Origin of the sequence: Ochrobactrum sp. SFR4, assembly GCF_019730395.1 — a bacterium.
In the GTDB taxonomy this organism is placed as follows: domain Bacteria; phylum Pseudomonadota; class Alphaproteobacteria; order Rhizobiales; family Rhizobiaceae; genus Pseudochrobactrum.
The window spans coordinates 43,858-57,950 of sequence record NZ_JAAPBB010000009.1; the positions used below are offsets into that span (position 1 = coordinate 43,858).

Below are 14,093 nucleotides of genomic sequence, written 5' to 3' on the forward strand. Positions count from 1 at the left end.
CTGACCAGTTATTGGGACAGGCGGGGGGCGAGGTTGAACCGGTGCGCAACATTGATGCGCATACGGGGCTTATGTTTTAACTGTTCCGTAGCGGGACTGTATTGGAGGAAGAAATGCGTCTGTCTTTATTATCCGGAGTAGCCTTTGCTGCAACACTTGCGTTTGCTTCCCAGGCTCAGGCTGATATCACCATTGGTTTGATCGCACCGGTTACCGGCAGCGTGGCTGCCTATGGTATTCAGGTGAAAAACGGTGCCGAAACCGCTGTAGAAAATATCAATAAAAACGGCGGTATTCTTGGTGAGAAAGTTGTTCTGAAGCTTGTTGATGATGCGGCAGATCCGAAGCAGGGTGTTTCCGGCGCCAACCAGCTGATCGGTGACGGCGTTAAATTTGTTGTTGGTCCTGTGACCTCCGGTTCGGCAATGGCCGTTTCCGATGCGCTGGCTGAAGCCGGTGTGGTTATGGTAACACCAACAGCAACTTCACCTAACCTGACAAATCGCGGTCTGGAAAATGTTTTCCGTACATGCGGCCGTGATGACCAGCAGGCTGTTGTTGCTGCTGAATATGTGGCAAAAAATCTGGCTGATAAAAAAGTCGGCGTGCTGCACGATAAAGCCCCTTATGGTCAGGGTCTTGCAGACAGCTTCAAAGACAGCCTGAACAAAGCTGGTGTGAAAGAGGTTCTGTATGAATCCCTGACACCGGGTGAAAAAGATCTCAGCGCACTGGTGAGCAAGATCAAAAACAGCGGCGTGGAAGTGCTGTATTTCGGTGGTTATCATCCGGAAGCCGGTCTTTTGTCCCGTCAGCTTTCAGATCAGGGCGTGAAATTGCTGCTGATCGGTGGTGAAGGCCTGTCCAATACTGAATATTGGGCGATTGCCGGTGAAACCGGTGCAGGCACACTCTTCACCAATGCTGTTGATGTGACGCAGAATCCGGCTGCTGCTGAAGCTGTTGATGCGCTGAAGGCCAAGAATATTGCGCCGGAAGTGTTCACACTGAATGGTTATGCTGCTGTTCAGGTTCTCAAAGCCGGTATCGAAAAAGTCGGTAAAGCTGATGATGCCGCTGCCGTTGCCAAGGCACTGCATGATGGTCTGGAATCGAAAACCATTATCGGTGATCTGACCTATGACAAAAACGGCGATCTGACTTCCCCGACCTTTGTGGTTTATAAATGGGAAGACGGCAAAATCGTTGCTAATTGATTTTTCTGATCTGTAAAAAAGTAAGCCGGCAGAGTGATCACTCTGCCGGCTTTATTATTGGTAATAATTTATGGTCTCAGGTACCGCTGCGGCGTGCATCCCACAGGGCAATTGCCCAGATGATCAGACCGCCCAGCGCCAGTGCACAGCCGACGTAGCCGGAGGAGGCAAAGCCATAGCCTGCGGCAATGGAGAGGCCTGCCAGCCACGGACCAAGGGCGTTGGCGACGTTAAAGGCGCTGTGATTAAGCGCTGCGGCAAGGGTCTGGGCATCCTGTGCCACATCCATCAAACGGGTTTGCAGGACAGTTCCTAGGCCACCGGTACAGCCGATCAGGAAGACCAGCGCGGTCAAAATCCAGACATTCATCACCACGAACGGAAAGATTGCCAGAAAAATTGCATTTGACAGCAGCAGAATACCGGCAGTCGGCATCAGTGCACGATCAGCGCCCCATGAGCCGATCAGCGTACCGCAGGTCATGCCTGCGCCAAAAACAGTCAGCACAACCGGAACCCAATAGGGCGCAACGCCGGTGACTTCCAGCAGGGTGGAGGCAATATAGGAATAGACTGCAAACAGACCACCGAAGCCGACCGCACCAATGCCAAGTGTCAGCCAGACCTGACGGTTCTTCAAAGCGGCCAGTTCACGCAGAGGCGTGGCACCAGGGCGGGGTGGGTCTTTCGGGGCAAAAGCCATAATCATCAAAAAAGTGAGCGTGGCCAGAATACCGGTAACACCAAAACCCCAGCGCCAGCCGAGATTCTGCCCGAGCCATGTAGCAAAAGGCACACCGATTACGGTTGCGATAGACAGACCGAGCATCACACGACCAACTGCCCATGCACGGCGGTTCACCGGCACCAGTGAGGCAGCCATCAGTGCGGCCACACCGAAATAAGCACCGTGCGGCAGACCGCTCATAAAGCGAAACAGCAGCATCCAGTGATAGGATGGCGATAGAGCGCTGAGCACATTGGCGACGGCAAATACAGCCATCAGCCCCATAGCCAGCGTGCGGCGTGACATACGGGCAAAGAAGACAGCAAGAATTGGCGCGCCGACAACCACACCCAGCGCATAGGCGCTGATGACATGGCCGGCAGTAGGTTCGTCAATACCTAAACCTGCGGAAAAATAGGGTAGCAGGCTCATGGCCGCGAATTCGGTGGTGCCGATAGCAAAGCCACCCATTGCCAGTGCCAGTAAAACCAGTTTGAAATTTGTTGTATCTGCACTTGTTGCAGATGTTTCAGCATCGGCCAGAACAGGCGCGTCCAGCATCATGGCGGGGGAGGAATCTGTCATTTCGTTTTTCCTGAAACAGCATGTGCGGCTGTTTCTGATAGGGGGCGGACACAAGCTGAAAGTGTCTGAGGCAACTCTCATTATGTGCGTTTATTTTAAAAGCTCAGGGCAGGGCTCCGGCCTTGAAGAGGAATTCAGTCAAATCCGTTTGTGCCTCCCACACGCGCGGTTCGTCTGAAATTTTTGTCGTCTTCCCATTACATCGAAAGATGCATGGTTGGAAGAAAAGAGTTTTTATAAAAATCTCTATCGGAGAAATGTGAAGCTTATTACGGCCGGTTTCTGAAGCGCAGACCTTCTAGTTCTTTAATACGCGCGGCACTGTCTTGTTCCAGCTGTATGGTCATTTCCCGAATGATACTTTCCGCCAGCACAAACAATGCGGCGGAAGAATCCCATGCCGAAGGAACACCGGTGCGCCCCGCAATCACATGACGGGCAAAACGGGCAATCGGCGACAGCCACTGATCCGTAATCAGCACAATATCAACGCCACGGCTCTTGGCGGTTTCAGCCAGATGCAGCAGACTGTCCTGATAACGGCGGATGTCGAAGACAATCAAAATATCCTTTTTACCCATATCCAGCAGCCTGTCGCGCCAAGCGCTTTCCTGCCCTGACAAGTGGAAAACATGCGGGCGGATCACGGTCATATGCGCAGCCATATATTGCGCAATAGGATCGGTAAAACGCCCGCCGATCAGATAAATATTGCCACGGGCAGAGGCCAGCGCAGTGACAATATCGCTCAACTGCTTCTCACTGATATGGCGGAAAGTTTCGCGGATATTTTCAAGACTGTGTTCAACTGCCGGATCATCGGTGTCGGTCTGGCTTTGCCGGTTTTCATTGCGGTTATGGGGAGATTGCAGCTGAGCGGCCAGCTCATCCTGCAGGCGTGCCTGAAAATCAGAATAATTCTGAAAACCGAGCCGGTTGATAAACCGCAGAATAGTCGGTGAACTCACTCCGGCCTGAGCGGAGAATTCGGCAACGGTTTTAAGGCCAAGCATCGGATAACTGGCAATCAGCGTTTGTGCGGCATTGCGCTCACCGGGGGGCATTGAATCAATCCGCTCGGTTATCAGTTCGGCGATACTGGTGAAATTGTTCATCATAAAACACCTGTTTGCATCAGTGGACTGAATGGCCGGATCTTTGATTCAACCCATTTAAAAATACCATTTGACAAAAGATAATAATGCGTATGAGATGATACACAATAGTGCGAAATAAATAATAACGTAACATAAGTTACATGTGTAAATAATAAAATTTACTCGCATGAGGGGGGAAGAATGGCGGAAACTCGCGATTCTCACGGCAATGATATGCATACCCGTTATTCTGATACCGGTGGCGATATACCGGCAGCGATTGTTCTCAATGAGCAGGGTGAAAGCCCGTATCTGCTGATCTGTGAACATGCCACGAATTTTATGCCTGAGAAGTTTGCAAGTCTCGGATTGAGCGAGGCTGATATGTCCGCCCATATTGCATGGGATCCGGGTGCGGCAGAGGTCGCGCGGCGTATGAGCAAAGCACTGGATGCCACACTTGTTGAGGCCGGCCTTTCCCGCTTGCTGATTGATTGTAACCGGCCGCTCTCTGCGCCGGATCTTATTCCTGAGATCAGTGAATTTACAGTGATTCCGGGCAATCATAATCTGTCTGATGCAGAACAGCAGGAGCGTATATCTCTGTCACACAAGCCTTTTCACGACAAAATTGAAGAGGTTATTGAGGCACGCAAAAAGCGCGGGCAGGAAAGCCGTGTCATAACAATTCACTCTTTTACACCGGTTTATAAAGGCACGGGGCGGCCATGGGAAATCGGGATCATTCATGATGCCGATGACAGGCTGGGCGCACGTATGATCGCGGGTTTGCGTAAAGACGGTGAAAGTTCAGGCATCAATGTCGGCGTGAACCAGCCTTACTCACCGGATGACCGTGTTTATTACACTGTGGAATGTCATGCACGCAAACGCGGTGATCTCTGTGCGATGGTGGAAATCCGCAATAATGAAATTGCTGACGAGAAAGGGCAGGCACTTTGGGCTGCCCGTTTGTCGTCAATCTTACAGGAAATTGAGATTACATAAGGAGAGACAACCTTAACCGCATTCTGTTGAGGAGCAGGCGGGATTTAAGGGAAACAGGTAACTGGTGAATACAGGCAAAAGAGCCGGAAAACCGGCCATAAAACGCCTGAAACAACGGGAACAAAAAAGTGCCGAAAATACTCAGACTCTTCGTAAAATATGTCGATGCGCTGAATTATCGGGTCGGTCGCTGTGCGATGTATCTCATCTTTTTGATGGCAGCCTGCCTGCTTTACTCCACCTTTTCGCGGGTTGTGCTGGGCGCGCCGGTGAACTGGGTGCTGGAAATGTCCCAGTTCATTCTCTCGGCCTATTATCTGCTGGGCGGTGCCTATGCGATGCAGCAGGGCGCTCATGTGCGGATGGATTTGTTTTATGACCGTTTCGCGCCGAAAAAGAAGGCGCTGACAGATGTCATTACCATTCTTTGCGTGATTTTCTATCTCGTTGTGATGTTCGCCGGCGGGCTTTCCAGCACCAATTACGCCTATGTCTATAATCAGCGCAATTACACGGCATGGGCTCCGGTTTTGTGGCCGATCAAAACGCTGATGACGCTCGGTGTTTTCCTGCTGCTGCTGCAGTGCATCTCCAATCTTATCAAAGATTTCGCGATCTGGCGCGGCACGCCGATCAAACCTGCTGCTTACATACCTGATGCCGCACCGCAGGAAGGGCAAACTGTATGAGTTCGGAATTCATTACTCTTTTCATGTTTGCCACAATGATGGTGCTGTTGATGACAGGGCAGCGCGTATTCGGTGTGATCGGCTTTGTCGGTTCGCTGGCGGCGCTGCTGCTCTGGGGTAACGGCGCGTTTGAAATGCCGTTCAATGCCACTTTTGCGGTGCTGAACTGGTATCCTCTGATTACCGTGCCGTTCTTCGTATTCATGGGCTATATGCTCTCGGAATCCGGCATTGCCAGCAATCTCTACCGCATGTTCCATGTCTGGTTCGGCGGTATTCGCGGCGGTCTGGCACTCGGTACCATCGGGCTGATGGTTGTGATTTCCTCTATGAACGGCCTGAGTGTGGCCGGTATGGCCATTGGTGCAACAGTGGCACTGCCGGAATTGCTGAAGCGCGGTTATAACAAGATTATGGTGACCGGCGTTATTCAGGCGGGCAGTTCGCTTGGTATTTTGATCCCGCCGAGTGTCGTGCTGGTGCTTTATGCGATGATCGCCCGCCAGCCGGTATTGCAATTGTGGCTTGCCGGTATCGGGCCAGGTCTGCTCATGGCCACCTTGTTTGCAGTCTATATCTATATCCGCTGCCGGATTAATCCAGAGCTCGGGCCAACATTGCCTAAAGAAGAGCTGGACAGCATTACTTGGGCGGAGAAGTTTTCAACGCTGCGTGCCGGTCTGCTGCCTCTGATTATTTTCGGCACAATGATGGGGCTGTTTCTGACCGGTGTTACCAGTCTGGTCGAAAGCTCGGTAGTCGGCGCTTTGCTGGCAACTTTGGCGGCATTGTTCACCGGACGGATGACCAAAGCAGTTTGGGAAACCACAACCCGCAACTCGCTGATGATTTCTTGTATGTTCCTCTGGATCATTCTCGCGGCGCTGTGTTTCTCATCCGTTTATGATGGTCTTGGCGCAGTAAAGGCGATTGAAAAACTGCTGCTTGGCACGTTTGATCTGTCGCCATGGACAATTCTGATCCTGATGCTGCTGTCCTTTGTGGTGCTCGGCATGTTTCTGGATGACACGGCGATGCTGGTTATCGTGGCGCCGCTCTATATTCCGCTGGTCAAAAGCCTCGGATTCAATGCGATCTGGTTCGGTATTCTTTACACGATCACCTGTCAGATTGCCTATATCACCCCGCCTTTCGGCTATAACCTGTTCATGATGCGGGCGCTCGCACCGTCCAGCGTGACCATGGTTGATATTTATAAATCTATCGTTCCGTTCTTCTTCCTGATGGTGCTGACGGTCATCATTCTGATGATCTTCCCGCAGATCGCTCTGTGGCTGCCCAACTGGTATTCGGGACGCTGATAAAGTGTGAAGTGCATAACGCAGCTAAAATACTGAAAAATAAAATGCTGCGCAGAAAAGGGAACCAAAACTGAATTCTATTGCGACGGGAGACACGCAAATGAGTGACAGCAAATTTCTGAATAAGCGCGACTTTCTTAAAAAGTCTGCATTGACCACTGTCGGGGCAGTTGGCGCAACTGCACTCGCCACACCCTATGTGAAAGCGCAGAGCCCGATTAAATGGCGTCTGCAAACCTATGCAGGGCCTGCTCTGGCTGAACACGTCATCAAACCTTCTATTGATGCCTTCAACAAGGCGGCCAATGGCGAGATGGTGATTGAGCTTTATACCTCCGATCAGCTGGTGCCGCAGGGCGAATTGTTCCGTGCGGTGCAGGCGGGAACCATTGATGCAGCCCAGTCCGATGATGACTCCATGGCATCGCCGGTGGATGTGTCGGTGTTCGGTGCGTATTTCCCGTTTGCTTCCCGCTATAGCCTTGATGTGCCGGTGCTGTTCAACTGGTACGGCTTGGATAAAATCTGGGAAGAAGCCTATGGCGAAATTCCGGGTGTAACGTGGCTCAGCGCCGGTTCATGGGACCCGTGCAACTTCGCAACCACGAAACCGATCCGCTCACTGGAAGATCTGAAAGGCCTGCGTGTCTTTACCTTCCCGACCGGCGGTCAGTTCCTTACCCGTTTTGGTGTGGTGCCTGTGACACTTCCTTGGGAAGATATTGAAGTGGCCATTCAGACCGGTGAACTGGACGGTGTATGCTGGTCAGGTGCGACCGAGGTTTATACCGTTGGCTGGGCTGATATTAATAAATATTATCTCACCAATAATATCAGCGGGGCATGGGCGGGCTCCTATTTTGCCAATACGGAAAAATGGAATGCTGTGCCTGCGCATTTGCAGCAGCTGTTTAAACTCAGCATGGACAGCTCCCATTACTATCGCCAGCATTGGTATTGGTGGGGGGAAGCCCATTACCGTACCACCGGCGGTAAGCTTGAACTGACAACCATTCCGGAAGCGGAATGGGGCAAAGTTGAAGATGAAGCCATGAAGTTCTGGGATGAAATTGCGGCCAAGAGTCCGCGCAATGCCAAAGTGGTCGAAATCCTGAAAAAATATCAGGAAACCATGCGCAAAGCCGGTGCGCCGTATCGCTACGGAGCATAATCAAAATTTACAAAAAATTGTCGCCGCCGGAGGGGCGGCGACACTCCAGTTTAGAGCATAATCCGACCGTAGTGAAACGAGGCTCGATATGATTATGCTTCAAATAAAAGGACTTAGAGCGTCGATCTGGTTCAATCAAATCAAAACGCGCTCTGATAAATGCCGATGAAGCACGGAGTTGTAAATGACCGGAAACCTGACTTTTGATGCGCTGAAAAAAGCAGTCGCTAATGATGAGATTGATACCGTGCTCGTCTGCCTGACAGATATGCAGGGACGGCTGGTTGGCAAGCGTTTCTATGCGCCGTTTTTTGTTGAATCTGCCTATGATGAAACCCATGGTTGCAGCTATTTGCTGGCAGATGATATCGATATGGAGCCGGTTGCCGGATATGAGGCTGCCAGCTGGGATAAGGGCTACGGCGATTTTGTCATTAAGCCGGATATGTCCACGCTGCGGACTGCGCCATGGCTGGAGAAAACTGCTCTGGTATTATGCGATGTGCTCGACCATCACGATCATTCTGATCTAGCGCATTCACCGCGTGCAATGCTGAAGAAACAGCTGGCACGGCTGAAAGAGCGCGGTTATCGCGCCTATTTTGCCTCGGAGCTCGAATTTTATCTCTTTGATGAGACTTATAAAACTGCGCGTGAAAAATACTGGAAACATATGGAGACATCATCTCCGTATATTCAGGATTATATGATCCATCTGACCAGCAAGGAAGAATCCGTTCTGCGCGCCATGCGTAATCACCTTGCCAAGGCCGGTATTCCGATTGAAAATTCCAAAGGCGAGGCAGGTTCCGGTCAGCAGGAACTCAATGTGCGCTATGCGGAAGGGCTGGATATGGCCGACCGCCATGTCATCATGAAAAATGCAATGAAAGAGATTGCCGAGGCGCAAGGCAAGTGCATCACCTTCATGGCGAAATATGATTATTGCAAAGCCGGAAGTTCCAGCCATGTGCATAATTCGCTGTGGAGTCTGGATGGCAGCAAGTCGCTGTTTTACGATCCGGATGCGCCATACACAATGTCACCATTGATGCGCTCATGGGTGGCAGGACAGCTGAAATATGCGGCGGATTACACCTATTTTCTCGCGCCATATGTCAATTCTTACAAGCGCTTTCAGGCGGGCACTTTCGCTCCGACCAAGATTACATGGAGCCGGGATAACCGCACAGCCGGTTTCCGCCTTTGCGGTGAGGGCACTAAGGCAATCCGTATAGAATGCCGTATCGGCGGTTCTGATCTCAATCCTTATCTGGCTTTTGCAGCGCTGATTGCTGCGGGCTTACGCGGAATTGATGAAAAACTGGAGCTGGAGGAGCCGTTTGTCGGCGATGCCTATGCAGCGGTGAAGCTGAAGGAAATTCCTTACACCCTGCGCGATGCCATCGAAACGCTGAAGAGTTCGGAATTTCTGAAAGAGGCTTTAGGCGAGAAGGTTCTCAATCACTATGTTCATACGGCTGATTGGGAACAGGTTGAATATGACCGCCGCGTCACTGACTGGGAGCTGCATCGTGGTTTCGAGCGCTATTAAGTGTCTGATCCAAAAGACGTCATGCCGGTCTGCAAATAGCAATTTCTATGCTTGCCGAGGCTCACGTACTAAAATGTACGGCTTAAGTTCCGCTTCTCGAAATCACTATTTTCGCCACGGCCTGCCACTTTTTGATTCAAATAGACAGAAAATTTATAAAGGAATGAAGCCATGAGCGAAGTGGCGAGACTGATTTCTCCGATTGACGGTTCTGTTTATGCGGAACGAACCTGCCTCGATCTGGCGCAGGTGCAAGCCGTTGTGTCTGCGGCCAGACAGGCACAGGCAGGCTGGGCGGCGTTGACCATTGCTGAACGCGCGAAGTATTGCTCGGCGGCACTCGCTGCTCTGGCCGCAATGAACGACGAATTGGTGCCGGAGATCGCCTGGCAGATGGGGCGGCCGGTACGCTATGGCGGCGAAAATGGCGGTGTGCAGGAACGCGGCCAGTATATGATTAACATTGCGGAAGAGGCGCTCATGCCTCTGGTCCCGGAAGAGAAAGATGGTTTCCGCCGCTATGTGAAGCATGTGCCGCTTGGTGTGGTGATGGTGATTGCGCCGTGGAACTATCCGTATCTCACTGCGGTGAATACGATTATTCCGGCGCTGATGGCGGGGAATACGGTTATTCTCAAACACGCCACACAGACACTGCTCGCCGGTGAGCGCTTTGCCAAGGCTTTTGAAATTGCAGGGCTGCCGAAAGGCGTGTTCAGCAATGTGGTGCTGGGACATGCGACTACGGAAGCGCTGCTGGCCTCTGGTACAATTGACCATGTGAATTTCACTGGTTCAGTTGGCGGGGGGCGTGCGATTGAAAAGGCTGTTGCGGGCACTTTTATGAGTATCGGGCTGGAGCTAGGCGGTAAAGATCCGGCCTATGTGCTGCCTGATGTCAATGTCGAGCATGCAGTTGCCAATCTCGTGGATGGTGCATTTTTCAATTCCGGTCAGTGCTGCTGCGGTATTGAGCGCATTTATGTACATGAGGCAGTCTATGACAAATTCGTAGACGGTTTCATTGATCTCACCAGCCAATATGTGGTGGGTAATCCGCTGGATGCCTCCTCAACATTGGGGCCGATGGCTCATGCTCGTTTTGCCGATCTGATCCGCGAACAGAAGGCGGAGGCTCTGCGTAAAGGCGCGAAAGCCCATATTAATATGCAGGTCGAGAATGATCGTGCCGGTTCACCTTATATCGCGCCGGAAGTGCTGACCAATGTCGATCATCAGATGAGCGTTATGCGCGAAGAAAGTTTCGGGCCGATTGTCGGCATTATGAAGGTGCGCAGTGATGAAGAGGCTGTGGCGCTGATGAACGACAGCAATTTCGGGCTGACAGCATCGCTCTGGACACCGGATACGGATCGTGCGGCTAATATTGCCGATCAGATTCAAACCGGCACCGTATTTATGAACCGCTGTGACTATCTCGATCCGGGACTGGTCTGGACCGGTGTTAAAGATACGGGCAAAGGCGCTTCGCTCTCGTCTATCGGTTACGGCAATCTCACCCGTCCGAAATCCTATCACCTGCGTGAAAAAATCTGACCTGCCTTTGAATTTTGATGTGAAAGCAAATGCAATGACAACATTGATCTCAAAATGGAATTTTCCGACCACTGTGCTGTTCGGTGCCGGTCGAATTAAAGAGCTGCCTGCGGTGCTTAAAGCTGCCGGTATCAGCAACCCGCTCTTCGTTACCGATCCGGGACTGGCGAAACTGCCGGTTGTGGCATCGACCTTGGCGGTACTGGATGAAGCTGGTGTGAAATACGGTACCTTTACTGAAGTGAAGCCTAATCCGGTTGAGAGCAATCTGACGGCCGGTGTTAAGGTCTATAATGACGGCAATCATGATGGTGTGATTGCCTTTGGCGGTGGTTCGGCACTTGATCTGGGAAAGCTGATTGCATTTCAGGCCAAGCAGACGCGTCCGGTCTGGGATTTTGAAGATATCGGCGATTGGTGGACGCGTGCAGACAGTGCAGTGATTGCACCGGTGATTGCGGTGCCGACAACGGCAGGTACTGGCTCGGAAGTTGGCCGCGCCGGTGTGCTGACCAATGAAGCAACACACACCAAAAAAGTGATTTTCCATCCGAAAATGCTGCCGGTGACAGTGATTGCGGATCCTGAGCTTTCCGTTGGTATGCCGCCTTTCATCACCGCTGGCACAGGGCTGGATGCGCTGGCGCATTGCTTAGAGGCTTATTGCGCACCCGGCTATCATCCGATGGCGGATGGTATTGCACTGGAAGGTATCCGGCTGGTGTTCGAAAACCTGCCGGTAGCCTATGCGAATGGTCGGGATATTACAGCGCGTGCCAATATGATGGCTGCGGCAGCAATGGGAGCAACAGCGTTCCAGAAGGGCCTTGGTGCGATCCATTCGCTGTCACACCCGATCGGCGCACTTTATGATACGCATCATGGTATGACCAATGCGGTTTTCATGCCTTATGTGCTTGCGTTTAATCGTGCAGCCATTGAAACCCGTATTAATCGTCTGGCTGACTATCTTGGTATTGCAGGCGGATTTGACGGGTTTGTTGCGGCTGTGATGAAGTTACGCAAAGAGCTTAATGTACCAGACAGCCTGCCGGAATTTATCAAAGGTCTGGACATGGATGATGCCCGCAAGGATATGATTGCGGAAATGGCCATTGTTGATCCGACAGCAGGCGGCAATCCGGTTGAATTGACCAAAGAAGGTGCATTGAAGTTGCTTAATCAGGCGCTTAAAGGCACAGTCTGACAGTGTAAATTACTGTACAGAAAGAGGCGGGAGCATGAAGCTGCCGCCTCTTTGTATTGGGGGATGGGTTATTTGTCGGAGACGAAATCAAAGATCAGCGAACCCTTCTCGACCAATAATGGTGCAACAAACTCTTTAAACTTCTGATATTCTGGGTCGTAAAAGGCGGGATCAATAACTGCCGGAGTGCCGACATAATGATTCCGGTCCCCCTCAGAGCGGAATTTGACGATAAATGCCTGATCGAAGCCTTGCCCAAGATTTTGAAAACTGTTTTGTCTGCCGGCATGAATTGAAACAATATAGGGCTGTCCGTTTCGCAAAGCGGTATGTTTCATATTTCGGAATCTCATTAATACAGCCATGCGCTGAGCATCACTCACTTCCGGTCCGTAGTGAAACAATACAATATGACGGATTGTTCCGGGCTTATAATCCGGTGCAGTGAAAATTTCAGGCTTAATATCTTGCTGAGAAGCTGCAGGAGCGGAAATTCCATGCCATATTGATTGAGCTTGAACTGCGGAGGTGAGTAGAAAAAATAATGTTATAATTCTTATTAATATACGCATGTTTGCCTCAAAATATATTTTATGTAATTATATTGATATTCTAAAAATAGATTTTGTTTTATTTATTGAAAATTTACCAAACAGAAAAAATCGGCAAAATTATGCTGTACTCAGGAATATTTATTTTAAATATTTTCTGATGCTTATGGACGTGATTAAAAATAACAATCATTGCTGATTGAGCGGCTGGTTTTACTTTACCGGCGTCTCAAATTTCTGCAGCATATATACCAATATATCAGAGGCGCAATCCGTCTTCGGCGAGTACCGGAACTGGATGGCCGCTTTCGTCCACGGCTACCATGGTGAACTCAGCTTTAGCCGTCATCAGGCGTTCTCCGCTCATCAGATCTTCTGACCAGAGTTCAGTGGAAACAACGACAGAGCTGCGACCGGATTTGATGACTTTAGAGACGAGTTCGAGAATAGAACCCACACGCACCGGATATTTGAAATCCATTCTGCGGGACGAGGCCAGCACGGTGGGCAGGCGGCAATAACGGGTTGCGGCGATGAAAGCACTTTTACTCATTGCAGCCATGGCCTCGCCACCGAACATGGTGCCATAGGAGTTGGCCTGATCCGCAAAAACCACATCCGACATGCGTAAAAGTGTCGGCTGGTCATCAATAGCCTCTGCCGTTTCTGCCTTTGGCATAGGCGGCAGGCTCCATGCTTTGTCTTTTGTCAGCTCTGTTTTGGCAACCATATGGAACAGGCCGCGTGTACACAACACACGCTCGCCGCCGATCATATTTTCTGCCACCATTTCAACTTCAACCGAAAGTGAGGTGCGGCCGACACGAATAACTCTGGCCGTCAGTTCGACAATCTGACCGAGTTTAACCGGCGCTGTATAATCAATACGTTCGCAGGAGGCGGTTACAAAAGGCACACGGCCGTGTCGGGTGGCGGCAATGAATGCCACACGATCCATCAGCGCAAAACCGGCGCCGCCGAATAATGTTCCGTGATGATTAGTGTCACCGGGGAAAACAACTGTCACGAGGCGTGAAATCAGAGGCACATCCTGACCGTAAATCATCTCATCAGATGGTTGGATTTTCTGGTCATCGTTCAGGGGCGCTGTCATGGATTTGTCCTTGCATGCCTTTGTCAGATTGCAGAAGGCATGTCCTTATCCGGTATTTAAACACTAGAGCGTGTCGCGTTTAATCGAATTCACAGCGTTCGCTCTAGATTCATTTAATTGTCGCATGTTCGCGGACGCTAAATGAGTCCATTTAGCTGCGACATACTCTATCTGTCGCGCTTTTACGGCGCATAAGAGCATTACACAAGGTTTGGTGACGGGATAGTGGAGTCAGTTTTTGACCCGTTATATCAGGAAGATATCTCATCTTATTGTTTTTCAATAATCTATCC

Annotated in this window: 12 protein-coding genes; 8 read left to right on the forward strand and 4 right to left on the reverse strand. The window is 50.8% G+C overall.

Features of this window, described 5'->3' with window-relative positions; all coding sequences use genetic code 11:
* Nucleotides 1–113 precede the first annotated feature (113 nt).
* A complete protein-coding gene (locus HBA93_RS12445) occupies nt 114–1,217 on the forward strand; it encodes a branched-chain amino acid ABC transporter substrate-binding protein (RefSeq protein WP_121993149.1) in 1,104 nt (367 codons plus the stop codon).
* Between the two features lie 76 nt (nt 1,218–1,293).
* Here HBA93_RS12445 and HBA93_RS12450 read toward each other — a convergent pair whose 3' ends face one another.
* On the reverse strand, nt 1,294–2,529 hold the full coding sequence (locus HBA93_RS12450; RefSeq protein ID WP_286201907.1) for an MFS transporter: 1,236 nt from the start codon (nt 2,527–2,529) through the stop codon (nt 1,294–1,296).
* Nucleotides 2,530–2,798: 269 nt separating this feature from the next.
* Nucleotides 2,799–3,647: a MurR/RpiR family transcriptional regulator gene (locus tag HBA93_RS12455; protein ID WP_221723475.1), complete on the reverse strand. Its 849-nt coding sequence runs from the start codon at nt 3,645–3,647 to the stop codon at nt 2,799–2,801.
* Between the two features lie 213 nt (nt 3,648–3,860).
* Here HBA93_RS12455 and HBA93_RS12460 point away from each other — a divergent pair, with 213 nt between their 5' ends.
* From HBA93_RS12460 to HBA93_RS12490, 7 genes are all read left to right on the forward strand, one after another.
* Complete coding sequence (locus tag HBA93_RS12460) at nt 3,861–4,634, forward strand: N-formylglutamate amidohydrolase (RefSeq protein ID WP_221723521.1); 774 nt, start codon at nt 3,861–3,863, stop codon at nt 4,632–4,634.
* Nucleotides 4,635–4,762: 128 nt separating this feature from the next.
* Nucleotides 4,763–5,323 (forward strand): TRAP transporter small permease subunit, encoded by a 561-nt coding sequence (locus tag HBA93_RS12465; RefSeq protein ID WP_116087403.1) that lies wholly within the window; start codon nt 4,763–4,765, stop codon nt 5,321–5,323.
* Nucleotides 5,320–6,645 (forward strand): TRAP transporter large permease, encoded by a 1,326-nt coding sequence (locus HBA93_RS12470; RefSeq protein WP_221723476.1) that lies wholly within the window; start codon nt 5,320–5,322, stop codon nt 6,643–6,645. Before HBA93_RS12465 ends, HBA93_RS12470 begins: the two co-directional genes overlap by 4 nt.
* 100 nt (nt 6,646–6,745) lie before the next feature.
* Nucleotides 6,746–7,816 (forward strand): TRAP transporter substrate-binding protein, encoded by a 1,071-nt coding sequence (locus tag HBA93_RS12475; protein WP_121993155.1) that lies wholly within the window; start codon nt 6,746–6,748, stop codon nt 7,814–7,816.
* A 184-nt stretch (nt 7,817–8,000) separates the two neighbouring features.
* Nucleotides 8,001–9,371, forward strand: a complete 1,371-nt coding sequence (locus HBA93_RS12480) for a glutamine synthetase family protein (protein WP_221723477.1) — start codon at nt 8,001–8,003, stop codon at nt 9,369–9,371.
* 171 nt (nt 9,372–9,542) lie between these two features.
* Nucleotides 9,543–10,928, forward strand: a complete 1,386-nt coding sequence (locus tag HBA93_RS12485; RefSeq protein ID WP_221723478.1) for an aldehyde dehydrogenase family protein — start codon at nt 9,543–9,545, stop codon at nt 10,926–10,928.
* Between the two features lie 34 nt (nt 10,929–10,962).
* Complete coding sequence (locus tag HBA93_RS12490) at nt 10,963–12,135, forward strand: iron-containing alcohol dehydrogenase (RefSeq protein ID WP_221723479.1); 1,173 nt, start codon at nt 10,963–10,965, stop codon at nt 12,133–12,135.
* Between the two features lie 68 nt (nt 12,136–12,203).
* On the opposite strand, the gene HBA93_RS12495 is transcribed toward HBA93_RS12490, so the two are convergent.
* Together HBA93_RS12495 and HBA93_RS12500 are read right to left on the reverse strand one after the other, a co-directional pair.
* On the reverse strand, nt 12,204–12,707 hold the full coding sequence (locus tag HBA93_RS12495; RefSeq protein ID WP_221723480.1) for a Dabb family protein: 504 nt from the start codon (nt 12,705–12,707) through the stop codon (nt 12,204–12,206).
* A 238-nt stretch (nt 12,708–12,945) separates the two neighbouring features.
* Complete coding sequence (locus tag HBA93_RS12500) at nt 12,946–13,800, reverse strand: acyl-CoA thioesterase (protein ID WP_286201908.1); 855 nt, start codon at nt 13,798–13,800, stop codon at nt 12,946–12,948.
* Nucleotides 13,801–14,093: the final 293 nt, after the last annotated feature.